Genomic DNA, 19,601 nt, shown 5'->3' on the forward strand with positions numbered 1-19,601 from the left:
TCGTCGCCACGAGTTCCACTCCTGTTGTCCAGCGGACAATAGGCTGCCGGTCATGGCACCCAGACGCAGGCGCAGCCCCGAGGAATCCCGCGCCGAACTGCTGACGGCGGCGGCCGGGCTGATCAGGGAACGAGGTCCGGACAATGTGAGCTTGAGGCAGATCGCCGAAAGTGCCGGTGTCGCCCATGGGCTGGTGTCCCATTATTTCGGCACGTACGCCGCACTGGTGCGGGAAGTGCTGCGGGTTGAGAACGATCACATCGAGGCTCGGGTACGCGATCGCATCCGCGCCGAGGGCGACGTGCCCACCGCGGCAGGGATCATGGACGTGCTGTTCACCACCCTGGCGGACGAGCGCTACCTACGCCTGTTCGTCTGGGCCGAGCTCCACGCCGACTACCAAGGCGCCGTGCGACCGGAACTGGTGGGGCTGATCGACACGATGGAGGCCGGGATTCGCGGTGCGCTCGCGGGGCACCCCGTTCCGGGTCGGGGGCGTATCGAGGCTGTCGTCCTGATGGGACTGTCGGCCGCCTACGGGTTCGCCATCGGCGGCCGGACATGGCTGGCGGGCCTGGGGCATGATCCCGACGACCCCGCGCACGAAGCGGAGTTCCGCGCCCAGCTCACGCGGATGCTGGGCGCCCACATGGTGGAGGAGTCCGGCTGGGAGGGTGCGGACTGACTTGTTCTCCAATTGGAGAATAGGATGGCGTGGTCACGCTGACCGCACAGACGGGATTGGGCACATGAACGAGCATCCCCCCGACCTCATCACAGGCCGGCAGGTGCGCCCCTCGGACCAGGAACGCGAACGTTCGGCGCAACGCCTCCAGGAGGCCGTCGCCGCGGGCCGGGTCGAGTTGGGCGAACTGGACCAGCGACTGACCGAGATCTACCAGGCCAAGACCCAGGACGAGCTCGCATACGCGGGGCGCGGCCTTCCCGAACCCACTCGTGCGGATCTGCTGGTGGTGCGGGACGAGCCCACCTCCCGCTTCGCGATGAGCGTGTTCGGCTGGTTCAGCCGCAAGGGCCGCTGGGTCGCCCCGCGCGAGTTCACCTCGTTGTCGATGTTCGGCGGCGGCGTGATCGACCTGCGCGACGCCCGCTTCGCGAGCCCGGAGATCCGGGTACGCGCCTTCGCCCTGTGGGGGCACACGGAAGTCATCGTGCCCGACGACGTGGAGGTCGAGGTCAAGGGACTCGGCCTGTTCGGCGCCTTCGGCAGGAGCGCCGTCCGCGCAGAGCGGGGAGCGCCACGCATTGTCATCAGCGGTCTCGCCTTGTTCGGCAGCGTCGGCACGAGGGCAAAGGCGGCCCCGAAAGAGCCCTTGGGTCGCAGTTGAGGCGTCTTCAAGTCCCAGGCCAGGCGCCGCCATCCCAACAAAGGCATCGCCAGGCCACTGCGATCGTCGAGTCCAGTCCTGTTGGCTGACCAGAGGCAGGGCACATCGTCAATCCGCCGATTCGTCACCCGCTACTGCGGGCCGCCCGGGGGCCTGACACCTGCGATCCAGCAGGCCGTGAACAGCGGCAGCCCGACAACCCGGCGAGGAGCCGGTGCCGGGGTGCTGTTCGCCCAGCCGGAGCCCGACCTCCCCCAGCCCGTTCGCCTGGATACCTGGTGAGTTCGCAGCGGGTGCTTGCCGGGGGCGCGTGCTTTGCTCGCTGAGCCAGTCCAGGGCCGCGGCGGCGGAGCTGAGGATCGAGATGTGCCCGTCGTCCGGGGTCAGCCTCAGCTCGGCCGGGGGACAGTGGCGCGCCGACCACTCGCCGTGTGAGCTGGGCACGACTCTGTCCTGAGCGCCGTGCACCACCGGGACCGGGGGGCGGTCACCTGGGCGACCTGATCGTCGAGCAGCCCGTCGGGGCCGTTCTGCGTCGCCGGGCCGACGACGTCGTGGAGCCAGGACCATTCACCGGCGAGCGCGGCATGGTCGGCCGGGGTGAAGCTCTCACGTCGAACTCCTCCACCATCTGACCAGCCAGGCTCTGCTCGGACCCGCCGAGCACGCAGGCGAAACGCTGGGTGCGGCGGCTGTCCTCATCGCGCACTTCCGGCAGGCTGGGAATGATCCTGAATGGCGCCCTCGTGAACGGGATCACGGCGCTCTGGTTCACCGGCCGGGGCGGCGGCACGCAGCGCCGCCTCCACCCGGCGATTGCTGGTCATGGTCGACGTGACTGCCGTCATGGCGAGGAGGAGGCCGGCGGCGGTGTAGATCGAGGTGCGTACGTCGTAGGCGGTGGCCAGCCAGCCGCCGAGGAAGGCGCCGAACGGGGCGGCGCACATGGCGAGCATGCGGGAGGTGGAGGCGACCCGGCCCATCAGGTGGGCGGGGACGATCGCCTGCCGGAGGGAGGGGGCGAGCACCATCGTGGCGCCCATGCCCGCACCGCAGACGGCGAGCGCGAGGCCGGCGACGTACGGGTTCGGGGCCGCGGCAAGGCCCAGGATGGCGAGCCCCTCGACTGCGGCCGTGCAGGTCAGTGCGGTGCCGGTGCCGAGTCGCCGGCCGAGGGAGGAGGCGATGGCCGCGCCGAGCAGTCCGCCGGTGGCCTCCGCCGTGAGGAGCAGGCCGAAGCCGAAGGTGTCGATGCCGAGACGATCGTGTGCGAAAAGGGCGAGTACGGTCTCCACGGCCATGAAGGCGATGTTCCCGACCGCCGGACGCAGCGCGAGCCCCAGCAGCAACTGATCCTTGAACACGTACGAGGCGCCGGCCCGCGCCTGCCGCAGCAGCGACTCACGGGCCTGGGGTACGGGCCGGGGGATGGCAGGCAGCGACCGTACGAGCAGTGCGGAGATCGCGAACGACACCGCGTCGGCGAGCAGCGGGACCGCCCGCCCGAGTGCGAGCAGGGCACTGCCCGCAGGCGGCCCCGCGAAGCCGGACGCGGCGGTCTGGGTGCCGCGCAGGCGGGAGTTGGCGCGCTCCAGGAGCGCGGGGTCGCGGCCGAGCAGATCCGGCAGATAGGCCGTGGCGGCCGTGTCGAAGAAGAGTCCGCCGAGGCCGAGCAGGAAGGCGGCGGCCGCGAGCAGCGGAATGCTCAGCACGTCGAGCGCGGCCGCCGCCGCCGGTATCGCGAGCAGCAGCGCACGCGCCGCATCCGTGACCCACATCGTGCGCCGACGGTCCCAGCGGTCCACCAGCGCACCGCCGAGCACCCCGAAGAGCAGCCACGGCAGCGTCCCGGCCGCCGTGACAACGGCCAGCGCCATCGGATCCCGCGTCAACGTCAACGCGAGCAGCGGCAGCGCGGCATGCGACACCCCGTCACCGAGCGAGGACACCGTCTGCGCAGTCCACAGCCGCCCGAACCCGGTCGGCAACTTTCGAACGTCTGAGGTCACTTGGCGTCCCCTTCGGCCTGCGCGCGCGGTGCCGGGTGGAACAGCGCGAAGACGAGCGACGCGTCCGGCAGCGACGGATCGGCCAGTTCCTGGTACTCGTCCGCGAGTGCCTCCAGCCGCGCCCCCAACTCCGCGAACTGCTCGTCGGTGAGGCGCAGATGTGCCATCCGTACGTGCCGCGCGCCATCCACCGGCGCCGCCTCCAGATCCGCCACCGCATGCCGCATCAGCACATCCGGCCCTCCCTGGCCCGGATCCGGCAGCGCGATCGCCCTCGCGGCCATGGCGTAGTACCGCTCGGTGACCCCGCGGACCTTCCGTGTCCGTACCACCTTCACCAGGCCGGCCCGTTCGAGCAGCCGTACGTGGTAGCTGGAACTTCCCTTCGCAAGACCTACTCGCTCGGCGATCTGTGTGATCGTCGCGGGCTCGAAGCGGAGCACGGCCATGATCCGGTGGCGCGTGAGATTGGAGACGGCGCGTAGCTGCTCCTCAGTGGTGACGTGGAACGTCTCGGGAGGATCCTCAGTAGTCATGCGCTCAATGGTCAAGGATTCTTGACCATTAGGCAAGGGGTTTTCCGGATCAGCTGTCCAGCGCCGTCGCCACCACCGGTCAGAACCTTCGCTGTGACCGGAAGCGGTCGCCGGTGCCACCAGCTGCATGAGCGGCGGGGTCGCAGGATCTCTGGTAGACACGCGTCCATGAACCCGATCACGACCCAGCGGCTGCGAATCGTCTCGCCAGAGTTCGTCCTTGAGCAATTGCCGCATGCGGCGTCCCCCGAGGACGACTGGATCGTGCTTGTGCGCGCGCCCGAAGGGCTGACCGTTGTCCGTGCGGTCCGGCCTCTGGAGTCCGGGGAACGGTGGATCGGTTTCTACAGTGGTGACACAGCCCACGACCTGGACGTTCCCGGGATGCTGGCGGCGATCGTCAGGCCGCTGGCAGAGGCGGCGATCCCGGTGTTCGTCGCCTCGACGTTCGACGCCGACCTGGTTCTGGTTCCCGTGCAGAGAAAACAGCAGGCCGTCGTCGTCCTGGAGGAAGCCGGGCACCAGGTGCAAAGCGAGGACGGGGCACCTTTCCGCTCACCGCACTAGACAGCTCGCGAGATCGGGCGTCACATTGCCGGCGCCGCGTGCCGAGATGCTTCGTGAGAACCGGAGCCCGTTCACCCTCCGTCCAACCCGAGCCGGGTGCGAGTGCGCGAACTGCCGATGAGCGCGCCCCCTGGCTGCCGGAGCGACGTCACGTGGCGAGCACGGCGGTGAGCATCGAGAGATACGGCTCATGGGCGAGACGCAGGCTGCCAAGGTCGGACGCCTCGAACCACGCCACAGCGTCGTGCTCGTCCGGCGCGGCGTTGACGGGTGTTCCGGCCCACCGGTCGACCAGCCAGATCTGCATGTCGAACGTCGTGGTCCGGAGCCCATGCATCGGCGGGCTGGACGGCTCCGATACCGTGATTCCCAACTCCTCACGAAGCTCACGGACAAGGCTCTCTTTCGGATCCTCCCCCTCCTCGACATGACCGCCCGGCAGGTCCCACACGTCGGGATACCAACGGCGTCCGGCGCTTCGATGACACAGCAACACCCGATCGCCGTCGAGAAGAACGGCCGTCACAATCCGGACCGGACCGGAGTCGTCAGCGGAGATCGTCATCGGCACATTCTGACCCACCGAGGCGAGGCCGGCCCCGGACGGGTGCGCCGGCACGGCCACCCGGCTCCTCGCGGCGGTCGCCGATCGATGGGCCCCGGGCGGGCGGGAAGACGATTCCGGCTTGCGGCGAAGGATGGGTGAACATGACCACCGCCCGGAAGGCAGGCATATGCCGGAGACAAGAACGTGATCGCCGACGTGGGCGAACAGGTGACGGACGCCGAACTGGCCGCCCGGTTCAGGCGCGATCCCGAGCAGTTCACCGCCGTGCACGACCGCTACTACCGCGACATCTACCTGTACGTGGCCGGCCGCCTGGACACGCAGAACGCCGAGGACATCACCGCCGATGCCTTCCTGCTGGCTTTCGACCAGCGTGGCCGCTTCGACCCGGCACGCGGGAACCTGCGGCCCTGGCTGTTCGGCATCGCCACCAACCTGATCGCCAGGCACCGGCGCAAGGAGACCCGCCACTACAGGGCGCTGGCCCGGCTGGATCCCGAGACGGTCGCGGAAGGGCACGAGAACCGGGTCGTCACCGCGGTCGCCACCCAGCGCATGCAGCCGCGCCTGGCCGAGGCGCTGGCCGCGCTGTCCAGCGGCGAGCGCGATGTGCTGCTGCTCGTCGCCCTGGGCGAGCTCAGCTACGACGAGGTGGCCCAGGCCCTCGGCATCTCCACCGGCACGGTCGGCTCCCGGCTCAGCCGGGCCCGCGCGAAGATCCACCATCTCATCGACAAGGAGACCGTCCATGGATGACCTGGACACCAGCCTCGCCACCCTGCTGGCCAAGCCCGAGCCGTCCGCCGAGGCGATCGCTCGCAGCAGAGGCCGGCTCCAGACCCGGACGACGCGCGGGCGCGGGCGACGGCGGATCGGGTGGCTGGCGCCGGGGCTCGGCCTGGTGGCCGCCGCTGCGGCGGCCGTCGTCCTGGTCGGCACGGGCGTGACCAGCCCCACCGCCCCGGCCTCGGGCCGGGAGGTCCTGCTCATGGCGGCCGTCAGCGCGGAACGTACGCCCGAGGCTTCCGGGGACTACTGGCACGTCACCCGCAGGTGGAGCGATCCGGAGATGCCGCTGGAGGAGAGCTGGACCACCCGCGACGGCCGGCGCTGGTCCAGGAACGGGCCGGGCGACCCTCCCGGTACCGTCGTCGCCGGCCGGGGTCCGCTCACGCTCAAGGCCGCGGAGCTGGACTTCGAGGACCTGGAAGCGCTGCCGGCGGACCCGGAGGCGCTGCGGGCGCGGATCGCCGAACTTCCGGAGCACGACCGCGACCCGGACGTCCCCGAGGAGCGAAGCCCTCAGGCCCTCCCCCTGATCTCGCTGATCACGGAGCTGCCGGCGCCCGCGGAGGTGCGTTCGGCGGCGTTCCGGGCCCTGGCCGCGATGCCGGAGGTCAGCAGGACGGGCACGGTCGACGGCGGAGAGGAACTGCTGATCACCGACACCGACGGGGAGCGGCAGATCAGGCTGGTCGTCGATCCCGGCACCGCCCGGGTGACACGCACCAACTACCTCCACACCTACGACGGCGACGTGGCAGGAACCCCTGACGGATTCATCGCGATCAGCACCGGCTGGACGGACCAGCCGCCCAGGTAGGAGCGGCTCAGGTCGCCAGGCCCCCGCGGCAGGCGTGGACCACCGCCTGGACGCGGTCGCGCCGAACCGGCCGGTTCGTCCTCGGCGGGACGGATTTCATGACCGCGACGCCCTTCATCACCGCAGCCGACGGCGCGCTGTCCATGAGCGATCAACGGCTGTTCGGGCCGGTGGCCTGCCACCTGAGTTCCCACGAGGTGATCACCACCGGCCTGCTCTGCGACTACCAGGTCGTGGTCATGGCCGAGCGAGCCGGCGTCGGGGCCGATGCCACAGACCTCGAGCGTCTTCCCGTTGCCCAGCATCTCCAGGACCCCCGCGTGCAGGCCACCTCGCCCTGTCGTCCTGCGGGAAGAGTCCGCGGACCCCAGATGACGATGGCGGCCGGTGCACCGCGTCCCACCGGCCATATGCCTCAAGGAAGAAGATCCCGGCTTGCGGCGAAGCATGAGCGTGAGTTGCTACTTCGACCGATAGGTAGATCATGATTTTAGGTAAGGCGCTTCTCGCCGTCGCCCTGGCGGGAACGATCGTGGGCGGCACGCCGACGCCGACGCCGACGCCGGCACCGGAAGCGCGAGCTGCCGCCCAACAGGCGAACGGAGTGACTCTGATCACCGGTGACCGTGTCGTCGTCGCCGGCCGCGGGCACCGGGTGGATCCCGGACCCGGCCGGCAGGATGTCGGTTTCACGAGCCAGGTACGCGACGGGCACCTGTATGTGATTCCGTCCGACGCCCAGACCCTGGTCACGCAGGGGGTGCTCGACGAGCGGCTGTTCGACGTCACCCAGTTGCTGCAGTGGAGATACGGCGACGCCGACACCCGTGACATTCCGCTGATCATGCAGTCGGCATCGGGCCCGGCCTCTGCGCTCCGGGGCGCACAGGGTACGCGGCGGCTCGCCGGCCTGGGCATGACCACGCTTCGCCTGCCCAAGGCCGGCGCGGCTCAGACGTGGAAGGAACTGGCCGGTGGCGCCCGCGCCCTGGCGGCGGGGCGTACCAAGCTGTGGCTGGACGGCCGCAGGTCGTTCTCGCTGGACCGCAGCGTCGAGCAGATCGGCGCCCCGCAGGCGTGGCAGCAGGGCATGACGGGCAAGGGCGTCACCGTCGCGGTCCTCGACTCCGGCTACGACCCCGACCATCCGGACCTGAAGGACGCGGTAGTGCAGGAGCGCAACTTCAGCGACGATCCTGACATCCGCGACACTATTGGTCACGGCACCCATGTCGCCTCGATCGTGGCGGGCAGGGATGGGAAGTACCGGGGTGTGGCGCCGGAGGCGAAGCTGGCCATCGGGAAGGTGGGCGGCGCCGCGGGTCCGACCGATTCGGCCATCCTCGCCGGCATGGAGTGGGCGGCCGTCGAGGTCAAGGCCAAGGTCGTGAACATGAGCTTCGGCGACACGGACGGCTCCGATCTGGACCCGCCGGAGCAGGCGGTGAACACGCTGTCGGAGCGTACCGGCACGCTGTTCGTCGCGGCGGCGGGGAACGACGGACCCGGCGGCAGGGTGCTGAGCCCCGGTAGCGCCGAGGCGGCGCTGACCGTGGGCGCCGTGGACAAACAGGGGCGGCAGGCCGAGTTCTCCAGTCCGGGGCCGCGAGTGAGCGACCACGCGATCAAACCCGAGGTGACCGCGCCGGGCGTGGACATCGTGGCCGCGGCCGCCGCGGGCACCGCCGACGGCCTCCACCGGGCGTTCAGCGGCACGTCGATGGCCAGCCCGCACGTGGCGGGGGCGGCGGCGATCCTGGCCCAGCGCCATCCGGAGTGGACGGGCGCGCAGCTCAAGGCCGCGCTGATCGGCAGCGCCGCGCCCGCTCAGGGTGCGACGCTCTATCAGCAGGGAGCCGGTCTGATCGACCTGGTACGCGTGCTGAAGCAGCAGGTCGTGGCCGCACAGGGCAACGTCTGGGCGGCCTTCCCGTGGAATGCCACCGGCGAGCGGGTGACGACCAGGACGATCACGTACGCCAATGCGAGCGACGCTCCGATCACCCTGGACCTGTCGGCTGAGGGCGAGGTGCTGAAGCTGCCGGCCGGCCAGGTCACGGTTCCGGCCATGAGCGAGTCCTCGATCACGCTCATCATCGACGCCACCGGCAAGGCGCCGGGCGACTACCCGGGAACGGTCACCGCCCGTTCGGGCGAGACGGTGGTCCGCACCCTGGCCGGCGCCTACGTCGAGCCCGAGTCCTACGAGGTCACCATCACGGTCCTCGGCAGGCAGGGCCGGCCGATCAACCCCATCCAAGGTCAGATCTACGACGCGAAGACCGGCATCATCCACCAGCCGCCCTTCCGGGACGGCGTGGCCAAGACACGACTGCCCGAGGGCGATTGGAACTTCTACACCGAGGCGTTGGAGAAGATCGACGGGAGCTGGGTCATGACGATCGCCGACTCCAACCTGAAGATCGACGGCGGCGACCAGCAGCTCACAGTGGACATGCGCCAGGGCAATGCGGCCAAGATCGCGGTTGACGATCCGAGCGCCGAACTTCAGCGCGGTTACGGCCTCACCCTGGCCCACGGCGCCTGGAACTCCACGTGGTCGATAGGCGGCGACGTCAACACCGACTTCTTCGTCGTTCCCAGCCATCGGCCCGGTCTGACCTACAGCCTGGAGACCATGTGGCTCCACAAGGACGTCTCTCCCAGCCCGTACGTCTACAGCCTCGTCGACCGCCGCACCGACGGCCTGCCCGAGAATCCCGCCTACAACGTCAGGCGGACGGATCTGGCGAAGGTCACCGCGACCTACCGGGCCTCAGGAGTGGCGGCCACGGGCACTCCGCTGGCCGGACTGCACGACCCTGATTTCCCCGGCTCGACCCTGTGGCGGCTGGTCGGCGACATCGCGTTGCCCGGCACGCTCATCCACTACCGCAGCCCGGGGCTGACGTACGAGAGCGGGCTGGAGGTCGGCACCTCGCTGATGTTCGACGGCGGCAGGCTCATGAGGCGCGGGCAGACGCGCGAGGTCTGGAACACCGCGGTGACCGGGCCGTCGTTCCTGCTGCCGGGCGGCGACCGTACCGGCGACAAGCTGACCTTCTCCGGAGTCGGCCTGTTCTCCGACGGAGGCGCGAATCGGACGGGATCGGACACCGCCGCCACCGGCACCGCCACCCTCGCCAAGGACGGTCAGGTGCTGGCCACCGCCGGCCTCGCCGGCTGCTCGATCTACGAGCCGGCAGGCTGCGAACTGCGCGCCGACCTCCCCGCCGGGCGAGGCTCGTACACGCTGACCGCATCGATGGGCAGGCAGGTCCCGCATTCGGCGCTGTCCACCGGCGTGGAGTCCGTGTGGACGTTCCCGTCCGCCACCACCACCGAGACGCGGCCGCTGCCGCTGACCGCGGTCCGCTACAGCCCCCAGGGCCTGGACGACTCCAACCGCGCCAAACCCGGCAGCGTGACCCGCCTGCCCGTCCGGATCGAACGCAACCCCGGCACCGCGCCGCTACGGGCGGCATCGGTCCGGCTGGAGATGTCCGTGGACGACGGCGCGAGCTGGCGCAAGATTCCGGTCGTGCGCACCGGCTCGGGCTGGTCCGCCATGGTGCCGAACCCGGGTACGGCCGGGTTCGTCTCGCTCCGCGCGGTGGTGACCGACGCGGCGGGCCTCGGACTGACCCAGACGATCACCCGCGCCTGGGCCGTCGGCTGACAGCGATGCGGTGCGGCGCCGCGCATGTGGGGCCGCACCGCATCAGGCGTCGTCGCAAATCTGCCCCGTATTAGAGGTTTTCGGACATATTTGACCATCAGATAGATTCGCTCGTTAGAGTGGCGCGGTGCACATCACAAGATCGAAATATCACCGTAAAAGCCTGGCCGGTCTCGCCGCTGCGGCAGTGCTGGTGGGCGGCCTCGTCACGGCTCCGCCGGCGGTAGCGGCACCGGCGGAAACCGCTGCGGCGGAGACGGGCGGCACCGGTCTCGCGAGCCATCTGCAGCGAACCCTCGACCGGTTGAGGTTCGAGCAGGTTCTGGACACCAACCCGCCCGCGAGCACGGCCGATTTGAACGCCCTGCGGCAGCGGAGCGCCGACGAGAATGAGGAGAAGGCGGCAGTGCGGCCGCCGAAGCAGGCGGAGCTGCGCGCGGCGGCCACGGCCGCCGCGCCGATCTCGCAGCAGCCGCAGATCGACCTGACCGTCATAGAGCTGGACAGGCTCGGCCGCGCCGTCTCCTCCGGCACCGTGCTGATGAGCCCGCAGTACCCGGACGGGGAGATCGTGCCGGTGGACCGCAACCTGCGCACCACCCAGGTGCGCTGGCGGCAGTGGGACGACGCCGGTTGGTACGCCAACAAGGGCCAGGGGACCATCGACGTGGTGCCCGGTCGTGAGAACGCCCCCATCGACTTCATGTCCCCCTACCCGGCGTCCGTACTGAAGCTGATGGTGGCCTTCGGCGTGCTGCGCCTGGTGGACCAGGGGGAGATCGCGCTCGACGACACCTACGCCTACGAGCCGACGACGATCAGCTCGCTCTGTGGCGGGGCCGGCAGCGACACGGTCCGCGACTATCTGGACGCCTCGCTGACCTGGTCGTCCAACGGCGCCACCTGCGCGCTGGTGAAGCTGCTGCACGACCGTGGCGCGGTCGAAGGGCTCAACCAGACCTTCCAGGATCTGGGTCTGGAGACGATGCAGCTGAAGAACACGAACCCGGCGAACGGTGCCCGCTGGGGCAACCCTGTCACCATGAACTCGCTCGACACGGCCAAGCTGCTGATGCTGGTCAACGGCGGCTGGGGTGTCCTGTGGACGGCTCCCGACGGGAAGCAGGTCACCAGGGGCGTGCTCAGCGACGCCTCCCGCGAGTTCTTCAAGGGCAAGCTGGCCGATCAGGGCATGAACATCGCCCTTTCGACCACCAGCTGGTGCGGCGCGGCCTACCCCGCCCAGGGCATCCCGCAGGTCACGCCGGAGCGCTGGATCGAGGCCGACGGCACCGTGACGATTCCCGGCCAGGGCATCTCGTACGGCCACGACGTCCGGCCCTGCAACGACGCGGCCGAGGTCACGTACGCGCACAAGAACGGCTGGGTGAACAACTCCGGCGCGGAGGCGGGTATCGTCAAGGCGCTGCCCGGCAAGGGCGGCCGTACCTACATCGTCGCGATGTTCTCCAACCTCGGCTACCAGTACGTCGACGCGAACCGTCCTTCGACGGGCGTCGAGAACGTCTGGTTCACCGAGAAGTTCGCCCAGTTGGGCAAGGCCATCGACGTGTACGAGAAGCAGCGCCGGCAGTGACGACCGGCAGGTGACCGGTGCACGCCCGCTGACGCGAGCAGCCGCCGGTGGAGCCGTCACGGGCCACAGCGGAGCATCCCCGTTACCCGCGGCGGACGCCGAGCAGTGCATTGACCAGGGCCGGAATCATGATCAGTGCGGCATCAGGACAGTCCTCACCACAGGGTTCGCCATCCAGGCCGCGGCCACCGCGTCCCTGTTCCTGCTGGGCGACGATCGCGGCTCCCTCGCCCTGCTCCTGGTCGCGACCTTCATCGGCGGCGTCGGCAACATGCTGGCCATCGTCGGGTTCATGGTCGCGGCGACCTCGGGACTGGCCGACAGTGAGCAGGGCCTCGCCACCGGCCTCGCCACCATGACCCAGCAGATCGGCATCACCATGGGCATCCCCATCATGAGCGCGGTCACCACCGCCGGGATGGCAGGCGGCGGCACCGTCCTGGAAGGGGTCAGTGCCGCGATCCTGGTCAACGCGGCACTCGTACTCACCGGCGCCGTGCTGGCGTGGCTCTTCCTGCGCCGCCCGGCGAACTGACACGGCATGCGCGGCAGCGGTGGTCGCTCGCTCGGCCTGACACACCCGAAGGCCGTCCTACTCGTTCGGGTCCCAGGCGCTGAGCTGGTCGAAGAGACGTCGGTCGCCGTCGAGCTCCAGGGAGTCGAACGGGATACGGCCGTGCAGGATGAGGACCAGCTCGCTGGCCGTGCCCCGAGCGGAGGCAGCGGTGGCCGGCATGGTGCCGGGCCCGGAGAGGCGGGCGGTCCGTGCGCCATCGGCGGAGAGCGAGAGGCGCCAGGAGCGGCCCTCGGAGGCGTGGAAGTCGATGGCAGCGGGCTTGTGCGGCCAGGCACTCGTCGTCGCGACGCAGGTGGACAGGAACTCGTCGACACCGTCGAGCGCCACCTCGTCCGGCAGCGGCTGCGGAGCACCCACGGTGATCTCGGCGTCGTAGGTGTGCACCGCCATCTGCTGGAGCTGGTGCCGAGCCACGGCACCGGAGGTCTGCGGCGACTGCGACGTCTCCCACCACGTCCAGCAACCGCGATCCGGGCCGGCCTTGCGCAGGGCGTCCAGCAGTTGCTCCGTGGACTCCGCCAACCAGGCCGGCAGCGCCTCGCGCTCCCGAGGCGCCGCCGGGGCGCCCGCCGCTGCGGACTTGGCCGGAGCAGGCCCTGCGGCGACGGTGGCGGCCCAGTCGCGGCGTCCCTCGCCGATGTGCTGCGCCAGATCGAACAGCGTCCACTCGGGGCAGGTCGGCACCTGTACGTCGAGGCTGGGCGCGGAGGCGACCGCGGCGCGGAAGGCGGTCGAGCGTTCGTCGATCAGTCGCAGCAGAAGGGGGAACTCGAGTGTCATTGTCACCCTGAATCCTTATCGTCGCACGCTCGACCACGTCCTCCGGCCGGTTCGCTACCAGGGCAGTGGGCCGTCCTCGCTGAAGAACCCGCCGGTCGGGCCGTCCTCGCCGAGGGTGGCCAGGCGCACCACCACGGCCGCGCCCTGCGCCGGGGTGAGGAAGCCGCTGTGGCCGTTGATGTCGGTGTCGACGTAGCCGGGGGCGGCGGCGTTGACCAGGATGTTCTCTTTGCGTAGCTCGTTGGCGTACTGCAGGGTCAGCGCGTTCAGCGCGGTCTTGGACGGAGAATAGGCCGCCGACGTCAGCCCCGACATGGGCCCGTCGACCTCGGCCGTCATCGCCAGCGAAGCGGCGTGGCTGGAGAGGTTGACGATCCGCGCGGCGGGGGATCGCCGCAGCAGCGGGAGCACCGCGTTGGTCACGGTGATCACTCCGAGGACGTTGGTGTCGAACACCTCGCGGACCAGTTCCACGTCGACAGTGCTGGGGACGCGGTCGAGGGCGTCCTGGGGCGCGGCCTGACCGGATCCGGTGATACCGGCGTTGTTGACCAGCACGTCCAGACGGCCGAAGCGGTCGTCGATCCAGGAGGCGGCCGCCTGGGCGGTGGACGGGCTGGTGACGTCCAGTTCGATCGCGTGGGCGTCGCCGCCCGTGGCGCGAATCGCCGCCGCGGTTTCCTCGCCGCGGCGCGGGTCACGGGCGCCGACCAGGACGGTCACCCCCTGTGCGGCCAGCAGTTCGGCGACCGCGCGGCCGATTCCCTTGTTCGCGCCGGTGATCAGGGCCACCTTCGGCTGTGACGCGTACTCGTTCATGGGTTGAAGTCCCTTTCGTTCTGGGCGTGTGATGTGTCGCCGCCCTGCCCATGAAGATCCCGCCCCCGTGGCTCCTGTGACGGGGTGACCATGTGGTGTGCGTCACCCCCCGTGTGAGTCAGGGCCGCACCCCTTCTTGTCGTTCCTTGGGCGCCGTTGACATCTTAGAGCATCTATGTTTCCTTAATGCTTCTAAGTAATCTAGAGGCAATAAGGAGGGCTTCGTGGAACCTCAGTGGTGGATCGTTCTCGCGGTTGTGGGGCTGGTCGCGGCGGTGTGGTGGCGGATGTCCAGATCCGCCTACCTCCGGCGGCGTAAGGACTCCTGACATGGCCGCCACGCTGCGCGACCGCTTGTTCGGCAAGTACGCCATGGAGGCGACCGTCACCGTCGCCGAGCAGGTCACCCCCGCCATGCGCCGGATCCGGCTGGAAACCGACCAACCCATCGCGTTCCCCTACACACCCGGGCAGCACATCAGGATCCAGTTGAAGGATCCGCTGTCGATGGCGGGCATCCTGCGCCCGGCCGAGACCATGCGCACCTACACGATCTGGGACCTCGCCCCCGGCAGGACGGCGATCGAACTGCGCGTCCACCTGTATGCGGGCGACGGCATCGGCCTGACGTGGGCGCGGGCGGCCCAGCCCGGGGACCGGACGACCTTCTGGTGGCCGCAGGGCGACTTCTTCACCCGCGAAGCGGCCTACCACGTCTTCATCGGGGAGGAGACCGCCAGCGCCGCCTTCGGCCCGATGATCAGAGCGTTGGAAACCTCGGCCCAGGTGTTCGGCGTCCTGGAGAGCGAGACCCCGGAGCACGACCTGCCCCTGCCCGGGTCGCCGCCACTGCGCCGCGTTCACCGCCACGGCGCCCCCGCCATCGCCTCCCGGGTCCTGCTCGCAGCCGCGGCCGAGCTCGACCTGCCGGGCAACGCCGGCGCCGCCTACGTGGCCGGCGAGGCCAGAACCTGCCAGCTGGTGCGCGACTTCCTGGTACGCGAGCGCAACTGGCCACGGACCGCGATCAAGACCAAACCGTTCTGGGCCCTGGGCAAGCGGGGCCTGCACTAACCGTCACGGAGACCTGAACATGAAAGTGATCATCGTGGGGGGCGGCATCGGCGGACTCGCCACGGCCGTCGCCTTTCACCAGCGTGGCTGGCAGGTGGAAGTCCTCGAACGCGCCGCCGAGTTCACCGAGGTGGGCGCCGGGCTGACCATCCAGCCCAACGGCCTGCGCGCGCTGGACGCCCTCGGCCTGGGCGAGCGGCTGCGCGCCGGTGGACTGGCCGACCCGCTCGCGGGCATCCGCAGCAGGCGCGGGGACTGGCTGATCCGCAACGACGTCGCCAACCTCAAGCGCCGCTTCGGCTCGTGGGTGACCGTGCACCGGGCCGCCCTGGTCGACCTGCTGAGAGCGGCCGTGCCGGCCGAGGCTCTGCGGCCCGGCACCGACGTACAGCACGTGCAACCCGACGGCGTCGTCCACCACAGCGACGGCGCCTCCACCGCGGATCTCGTAGTGGGGGCCGACGGAGTGCACAGCGTGACCCGGCGTTCGCTCTGGCCCGACCTCCCCGGGCCGCGCTACGTCGGCTACACCACCTGGCGTCTCATCGCCCCACCTCACCCTGTCGAGGGGAGCGTGGAAACGTGGGGCAGGGGCGAACGGTTCGGGCACGTGCCGATGCCCGACGGTCGAATCTACTGCTATCTGATGGCCAACGCCCCGGCCGGCTCCCGCGTCGGCCTGGATGAGCTGCGCGAACGCTTCGCCCGCTGGCACCGGCCCATCCCCGCGCTGCTCGACTCCGCGCACGAGGAGGCGGTGCTGCAACACGACACCCACGAACTGCCGATGCTGCCCACATACGTCTCCGGGAACGTGGCCGTTCTCGGAGACGCGGCCCACGCCATGACCCCCAACCTGGGGCAGGGAGCCTGCCAGGCACTCGAGGACGCGGTCACGCTCGCGCACACCGTGGACACGCTCGGCCTACACGCGGGACTTCATGCCTACGATCGCGCCCGCAGGCCGCGCACCCAGCTGATCGTCCGCCGTTCCCGCCAGGCCGGAGCCGCCGCGCACTGGGCCTCCACGTCGCTGACCACCCTGCGGGACGCGGTTCTTCCCCTCCTGCCCAACAGGTTCTTCGACCGCTCACTCACCCCCGCCTACACCTGGACGATCTGATGCTTCTCCCACGAATCCTCATCGTCGCCGTCGCAGCGATCACGACGGTCGGCGCCGTGCTCGCCGACCTGGTCATCCCCGACCTGGCGGCACAGCACGCCTTCAACCCCGCCTGGCCGCCCCATGCCAAATTCCACGATGCCCAATACATGGTGATGACAGTGCTCCTCGGCCTCACCGGCCTGGCCCTCGCGCTACGCCCAGGCCGCGACCCGCTGCTGCGCGCAGCCGCCGTCCTGGCCATCCCGTGGCTCGGCATGATCGGTGCGCTCCTGTTCCCCGGCACCGCCACCTACGACCCGGAGTTCGCCGACCGGACGGTCTTCGTCCTCGGACTGCACGGGCAGGTCCTTTTGGCGATCGTCCTGCTGGTGGCCCTGCTCGTAGCGACAGCGGCGGCACTGCGCATGCCCATGGCCGCGCAGTTCGCGAGCGAGACTCGTTCAGCAACCCCAGCGATCCAACAGCCTCGGAACACCGTTCGTTGAACGGATGACGGGCGTGACCGGCGCCCCGCAGCCGCCTCCCCATCCACCGCAGCGAGATCCGCATTGAGCGCAGGGTCTGGTGGGGCCGGGACACCGTGAACGACGACGGCTGGTACGCCCCCCACGCCCCCCACGCCAGCGTTTCCCTGCCGGCCAAGTGCAGCGGTACTCACACCTGGCGGGTGTGGATGGACCGGCCTCACCAAGTAGATCACCTGCTGGACGGGCGGGTCCTTGCGGATCTGGATGGCCCACCGGGGGGTTTGCCGTAGTACTCGGGGAAGATCGGCGGATAGAGCCGTGACCCGCGGTCGGGCCGTCAGGGACGGAGCAGGGTCTTGATGGCGCGGCGTTCGTCCATCGCCCGATAGCCCTCGGCGGCCTGCTCCAGCGGGAGGTCGAGGTCGAAGACCTTGCCGGGGTCGATCGTCCGGTCCCAGATCAGGCCGATGAGCTCGGGCAGGAAGCGGCGTACCGGTGCCGGGCCGCCGTGCAGGTGCACGGCGGAGAAGAACAGCTCCTCACCCGGCAGTTCGACGCCGTGGGAGACGCCGACGTAGCCGACGTGCCCGCCGGGACGGGTGGCGCGGATGGCCTGCAACATCGACTCCTGGGTGCCTACGGCCTCGATGAAGGGCTACCGAGTCCGTTACACCCTGGCTACCAAGCTCGTGAACGAACTCGTCGAGGCCGCTGACGACAAGCAACTCGCCAAGACCGTTGCCCGCTACGGCACGTCGACCTGCTCTGCATCGACGAGCTTGGATACATGGAACTCGATCGTCACGGCGCCGAACTCCTCTTCCAGGTCCTTACCGAGCGCGAAGAGAAGAACAGCGTCGCCATCGCCTCCAACGAGTCCTTCTCTGGCTGGACCAAAACCTTCACCGACCCGCGTCTTTGTGCTGCCATCGTTGACCGCATCACCTTCGCCGGCAACATCATCGAGACCGGCACCGATTCCTACCGTCTGGCCCAGACCCGTGCACGCACCGACGCCAACACCGGCTGACCGGCAACCTCGATCACCCGAGGGCTTCTCCCGAACGTGTCCCAGCCGCCGAGTAGCTCTGCGATAGATCTCGGTCGTGGTTCCGGGCGGACTTCAGGAGTCGCGGCGTAGGGAGGGCAGTGCCCACAGTTCAGCGATACGCCCGTCGCGCACCCGGAAGATCTCCAGCATGGTCGGTTGCTGCTGGCCGGGAACGCCCCGCACGCTCGTGCGGACAGCGGCGGTGTTCCCCTCGACGACCATGTCCTCGACGATGACCTGCGCGTCAGGGACGGTCTCATGGAACTGTTGCCATGCCCGGGTGACGCTTTCGGGCCCGTGGGCGGCAAGATGATCGCTATCGACTTTCCGCGTTCCACGAGGGGCTAGGGAGCCCAGACCCCCTCGGCGGTGCCGTCCTCGATGTGGCGGCGGTAGGTGACGACCTTGCCGTGGATGATCTCCAGGCTGGCGGTCAGTCCGACGATCCGGTCACGGACGGCGCGCTCGTGTTCCTCCAGGAGGGCGAGACGCTCATTCTCGTTGCCCGGTCCTGACCGGACCAGCGCGGCGAAGCGCTTCAGCGTGGCGATCGGCATGCCGGAGTCACGGAGCCGGTTGCACAGAAGCAGCCATTCCACGTCTGCACGTGAGTAAAGGCGCTGGCCGCCGGCGGTGCGGGGGATCTCGCGGAGGAAGATTTCCTCGCGCTCGAAGAAGCGGAGGGCGTGGACGCCAAGCCCGGTCGCCTTGGCGACGTCGCCGATGGAGAGTCCGTCGGTTCGCATGCCGTACCACCACAGCTTGACCTAGATTGCACTCTACATCTTACGGTCGACCGCATGGCAATCGCGCAACACAAGCTCGGTTCGGGATTCGGCGCCCACAGTACGGCGGGAGATGTCCTGACCGGTCATGATATGTCCGGCAAGAATGTGCTGATCACTGGCGGCTACTCCGGCCTCGGACTGGAGGCCACACGAGCACTGGCCCGTGCTGGAGCGCACGTCATCGTGCCCGCCCGCCGCCCCGGCGTGGCGAGCGAGGCGCTGGCCGGGATACCCGGGACAGAGGTCCGCGAACTCGACCTGGCGGACCCGGGCAGCATCCGGGCGTTCGCCGAGACCTTCCTTGAAACCGGCCGGACCCTGGACATCCTCATCGGCAACGCGGGCGTCATGGCCTACCCGGACACGCTCGTCGGCCCGGGCTGGGAGGCCCATCTCGCCATCAACCACCTCGGCCACTACGTGCTGGTCAACCACCTGCGCCCGGCCCTGCTGATGCCCGACGCGCGGGTGGTGTCCGTCGCCTCGTCCGGGCACTTCCTGTCGGACATCCGCTGGGACGACCCCCACTTCCGCCACGGCTACGACCACTGGCTCGCCTACGGGCAGTCGAAGACGGCCAACGCCCTGTTCGCCGTCCATCTGAACACCCTCGGCGTGCGCGCCTTCGCGGTCCACCCCGGCAGCATCCTCACCCCGCTGCAACGCCGCATCCCCCACGCACAGCAGATCGCCCAGGGCTGGATCTCCTCCGACGGCCAGCACGCCGACGGCTTCAAAACCCCGGCCCAGGGCGCCGCCACCGCCGTCTGGGCGGCCACCTCACCCCTGCTCGATTCGTACGGCGGGGCATACTGCCAGGACTGCGACCTCGCGGAACCCGCCACCACCGACGACATGCTCATCGGCGGCGTCAAGCCCTGGGCCCTCGACCCGGGCTCGGCGGCCCGTCTGTGGACCCTGTCGGCCGAACTGACAGGGCTGGACACCTTCAGCGGCCGCCTTCCAGTCGACAGCTGAGGGCCGTGACCTGCACAAACCCGGAGACGCATC

20 protein-coding genes and 2 pseudogenes are annotated in these 19,601 nt (G+C 69.7%); 14 read left to right on the forward strand and 8 right to left on the reverse strand.

What is annotated here, in order from left to right:
* Nucleotides 1–52 precede the first annotated feature (52 nt).
* Nucleotides 53–685 carry a TetR/AcrR family transcriptional regulator gene (locus tag ADY59_RS03375; protein ID WP_231618516.1) on the forward strand — a complete coding sequence of 211 codons (633 nt, stop codon included), beginning with the start codon at nucleotides 53–55 and terminating at the stop codon, nucleotides 683–685.
* A 64-nt stretch (nucleotides 686–749) separates the two neighbouring features.
* Nucleotides 750–1,349, forward strand: a complete 600-nt coding sequence (locus tag ADY59_RS03380) for a DUF1707 SHOCT-like domain-containing protein (RefSeq protein WP_049557413.1) — start codon at nucleotides 750–752, stop codon at nucleotides 1,347–1,349.
* A 698-nt stretch (nucleotides 1,350–2,047) separates the two neighbouring features.
* Here the strand turns inward: ADY59_RS03380 and ADY59_RS03385 are convergent.
* Together ADY59_RS03385 and ADY59_RS03390 are read right to left on the reverse strand one after the other, a co-directional pair.
* Entirely contained in the window at nucleotides 2,048–3,337 is a 1,290-nt protein-coding gene (locus ADY59_RS03385) for an MFS transporter (RefSeq protein ID WP_231618517.1), read from the reverse strand.
* Nucleotides 3,338–3,354: 17 nt separating this feature from the next.
* Nucleotides 3,355–3,894 carry an ArsR/SmtB family transcription factor gene (locus ADY59_RS03390; RefSeq protein ID WP_049557419.1) on the reverse strand — a complete coding sequence of 180 codons (540 nt, stop codon included), beginning with the start codon at nucleotides 3,892–3,894 and terminating at the stop codon, nucleotides 3,355–3,357.
* Nucleotides 3,895–4,062: 168 nt separating this feature from the next.
* On the opposite strand from ADY59_RS03390, the gene ADY59_RS03395 reads away from it, so the two are divergent.
* On the forward strand, nucleotides 4,063–4,461 hold the full coding sequence (locus ADY59_RS03395) for an ACT domain-containing protein (RefSeq protein WP_049557421.1): 399 nt from the start codon (nucleotides 4,063–4,065) through the stop codon (nucleotides 4,459–4,461).
* Between the two features lie 148 nt (nucleotides 4,462–4,609).
* Here the strand turns inward: ADY59_RS03395 and ADY59_RS03400 are convergent, their stop codons facing one another.
* Nucleotides 4,610–5,026, reverse strand: a complete 417-nt coding sequence (locus ADY59_RS03400) for an NUDIX domain-containing protein (protein ID WP_049557665.1) — start codon at nucleotides 5,024–5,026, stop codon at nucleotides 4,610–4,612.
* A gap of 186 nt (nucleotides 5,027–5,212) precedes the next feature.
* Here ADY59_RS03400 and ADY59_RS03405 point away from each other — a divergent pair, with 186 nt between their 5' ends.
* The 6 genes from ADY59_RS03405 (at nucleotide 5,213) to ADY59_RS03425 (ending at nucleotide 12,443) form a co-directional block, all read left to right on the forward strand.
* Complete coding sequence (locus ADY59_RS03405) at nucleotides 5,213–5,785, forward strand: RNA polymerase sigma factor (protein ID WP_082309815.1); 573 nt, start codon at nucleotides 5,213–5,215, stop codon at nucleotides 5,783–5,785.
* On the forward strand, nucleotides 5,778–6,632 hold the full coding sequence (locus ADY59_RS03410; protein WP_049557424.1) for a CU044_5270 family protein: 855 nt from the start codon (nucleotides 5,778–5,780) through the stop codon (nucleotides 6,630–6,632). The genes ADY59_RS03405 and ADY59_RS03410 overlap by 8 nt, the downstream gene beginning before the upstream one ends.
* Nucleotides 6,633–6,730: 98 nt before the next feature.
* Nucleotides 6,731–7,120, forward strand: coding sequence for a hypothetical protein (locus tag ADY59_RS49560; protein ID WP_156325267.1), 390 nt, complete (start codon nucleotides 6,731–6,733; stop codon nucleotides 7,118–7,120).
* A gap of 116 nt (nucleotides 7,121–7,236) precedes the next feature.
* The gene (locus ADY59_RS03415) at nucleotides 7,237–10,311 is read left to right on the forward strand and encodes a S8 family serine peptidase (protein ID WP_049557426.1); all 3,075 of its coding nucleotides are present in this window, start codon (nucleotides 7,237–7,239) and stop codon (nucleotides 10,309–10,311) included.
* 127 nt (nucleotides 10,312–10,438) lie between these two features.
* Nucleotides 10,439–11,908 carry a serine hydrolase gene (locus ADY59_RS03420; protein WP_197093408.1) on the forward strand — a complete coding sequence of 490 codons (1,470 nt, stop codon included), beginning with the start codon at nucleotides 10,439–10,441 and terminating at the stop codon, nucleotides 11,906–11,908.
* Between the two features lie 10 nt (nucleotides 11,909–11,918).
* Nucleotides 11,919–12,443, forward strand: coding sequence for an MFS transporter (locus ADY59_RS03425; protein WP_049557429.1), 525 nt, complete (start codon nucleotides 11,919–11,921; stop codon nucleotides 12,441–12,443).
* A gap of 57 nt (nucleotides 12,444–12,500) precedes the next feature.
* Here the strand turns inward: ADY59_RS03425 and ADY59_RS03430 are convergent, their stop codons facing one another.
* The gene (locus ADY59_RS03430) at nucleotides 12,501–13,265 is read right to left on the reverse strand and encodes a maleylpyruvate isomerase family mycothiol-dependent enzyme (protein WP_049557431.1); all 765 of its coding nucleotides are present in this window, start codon (nucleotides 13,263–13,265) and stop codon (nucleotides 12,501–12,503) included.
* 54 nt (nucleotides 13,266–13,319) lie between these two features.
* The gene (locus ADY59_RS03435) at nucleotides 13,320–14,084 is read right to left on the reverse strand and encodes an SDR family oxidoreductase (protein WP_049557434.1); all 765 of its coding nucleotides are present in this window, start codon (nucleotides 14,082–14,084) and stop codon (nucleotides 13,320–13,322) included.
* A 330-nt stretch (nucleotides 14,085–14,414) separates the two neighbouring features.
* Here ADY59_RS03435 and ADY59_RS03440 point away from each other — a divergent pair, with 330 nt between their 5' ends.
* The 3 genes from ADY59_RS03440 to ADY59_RS03450 are packed head-to-tail and all read left to right on the forward strand — an operon-like array spanning nucleotide 14,415 to nucleotide 16,769.
* Nucleotides 14,415–15,158: a siderophore-interacting protein gene (locus ADY59_RS03440; protein WP_049557438.1), complete on the forward strand. Its 744-nt coding sequence runs from the start codon at nucleotides 14,415–14,417 to the stop codon at nucleotides 15,156–15,158.
* Between the two features lie 19 nt (nucleotides 15,159–15,177).
* Entirely contained in the window at nucleotides 15,178–16,281 is a 1,104-nt protein-coding gene (locus tag ADY59_RS03445) for an FAD-dependent monooxygenase (RefSeq protein ID WP_049557440.1), read from the forward strand.
* Nucleotides 16,281–16,769: a DUF6640 family protein gene (locus tag ADY59_RS03450; RefSeq protein ID WP_063780545.1), complete on the forward strand. Its 489-nt coding sequence runs from the start codon at nucleotides 16,281–16,283 to the stop codon at nucleotides 16,767–16,769. Before ADY59_RS03445 ends, ADY59_RS03450 begins: the two co-directional genes overlap by 1 nt.
* A gap of 319 nt (nucleotides 16,770–17,088) precedes the next feature.
* Here the strand turns inward: ADY59_RS03450 and ADY59_RS48275 are convergent.
* Nucleotides 17,089–17,400 (reverse strand): annotated as a pseudogene (locus tag ADY59_RS48275) (IMP dehydrogenase); the annotation flags it as partial.
* Between ADY59_RS48275 and ADY59_RS03460 the strand changes: the two are divergent.
* A pseudogene (locus ADY59_RS03460) lies at nucleotides 17,393–17,781 on the forward strand (ATP-binding protein); the annotation flags it as partial. The pseudogenes ADY59_RS48275 and ADY59_RS03460 overlap by 8 nt on opposite strands.
* 93 nt (nucleotides 17,782–17,874) lie before the next feature.
* Here ADY59_RS03460 and ADY59_RS48280 read toward each other — a convergent pair.
* Nucleotides 17,875–18,159 (reverse strand): nuclear transport factor 2 family protein, encoded by a 285-nt coding sequence (locus ADY59_RS48280; protein WP_082309817.1) that lies wholly within the window; start codon nucleotides 18,157–18,159, stop codon nucleotides 17,875–17,877.
* Nucleotides 18,147–18,548 (reverse strand): MerR family transcriptional regulator, encoded by a 402-nt coding sequence (locus ADY59_RS03465; RefSeq protein ID WP_049557445.1) that lies wholly within the window; start codon nucleotides 18,546–18,548, stop codon nucleotides 18,147–18,149. Before ADY59_RS03465 ends, ADY59_RS48280 begins: the two co-directional genes overlap by 13 nt.
* Nucleotides 18,549–18,602: 54 nt before the next feature.
* Between ADY59_RS03465 and ADY59_RS03470 the strand changes: the two genes are divergently transcribed.
* The gene (locus ADY59_RS03470) at nucleotides 18,603–19,568 is read left to right on the forward strand and encodes an SDR family NAD(P)-dependent oxidoreductase (protein ID WP_049557448.1); all 966 of its coding nucleotides are present in this window, start codon (nucleotides 18,603–18,605) and stop codon (nucleotides 19,566–19,568) included.
* Nucleotides 19,569–19,601 lie beyond the last annotated feature (33 nt).

It is taken from the genome of Nonomuraea sp. SBT364, from assembly GCF_001083785.1.
Lineage (GTDB): Bacteria > Actinomycetota > Actinomycetes > Streptosporangiales > Streptosporangiaceae > Nonomuraea.

What these genes read in the sequence shown, in the direction of transcription:
- ADY59_RS03410 (WP_049557424.1), top strand. Translation starts at nt 5,778, where the DNA reads ATGGATGACCTGGACACCAGCCTCGCCACCCTGCTGGCCAAGCCCGAG.
- ADY59_RS03445 (WP_049557440.1), top strand. Translation starts at nt 15,178, where the DNA reads ATGAAAGTGATCATCGTGGGGGGCGGCATCGGCGGACTCGCCACGGCC.
- ADY59_RS03375 (WP_231618516.1), top strand. Translation starts at nt 53, where the DNA reads ATGGCACCCAGACGCAGGCGCAGCCCCGAGGAATCCCGCGCCGAACTG.
- ADY59_RS03395 (WP_049557421.1), top strand. Translation starts at nt 4,063, where the DNA reads ATGAACCCGATCACGACCCAGCGGCTGCGAATCGTCTCGCCAGAGTTC.
- ADY59_RS03380 (WP_049557413.1), top strand. Translation starts at nt 750, where the DNA reads ATGAACGAGCATCCCCCCGACCTCATCACAGGCCGGCAGGTGCGCCCC.
- ADY59_RS03430 (WP_049557431.1), bottom strand. Translation starts at nt 13,265, where the DNA reads ATGACACTCGAGTTCCCCCTTCTGCTGCGACTGATCGACGAACGCTCG.
- ADY59_RS03440 (WP_049557438.1), top strand. Translation starts at nt 14,415, where the DNA reads ATGGCCGCCACGCTGCGCGACCGCTTGTTCGGCAAGTACGCCATGGAG.
- ADY59_RS03465 (WP_049557445.1), bottom strand. Translation starts at nt 18,548, where the DNA reads ATGCGAACCGACGGACTCTCCATCGGCGACGTCGCCAAGGCGACCGGG.
- ADY59_RS49560 (WP_156325267.1), top strand. Translation starts at nt 6,731, where the DNA reads ATGACCGCGACGCCCTTCATCACCGCAGCCGACGGCGCGCTGTCCATG.
- ADY59_RS03450 (WP_063780545.1), top strand. Translation starts at nt 16,281, where the DNA reads ATGCTTCTCCCACGAATCCTCATCGTCGCCGTCGCAGCGATCACGACG.
- ADY59_RS03435 (WP_049557434.1), bottom strand. Translation starts at nt 14,084, where the DNA reads ATGAACGAGTACGCGTCACAGCCGAAGGTGGCCCTGATCACCGGCGCG.
- ADY59_RS03470 (WP_049557448.1), top strand. Translation starts at nt 18,603, where the DNA reads ATGGCAATCGCGCAACACAAGCTCGGTTCGGGATTCGGCGCCCACAGT.
- ADY59_RS03400 (WP_049557665.1), bottom strand. Translation starts at nt 5,026, where the DNA reads ATGACGATCTCCGCTGACGACTCCGGTCCGGTCCGGATTGTGACGGCC.
- ADY59_RS03390 (WP_049557419.1), bottom strand. Translation starts at nt 3,894, where the DNA reads ATGACTACTGAGGATCCTCCCGAGACGTTCCACGTCACCACTGAGGAG.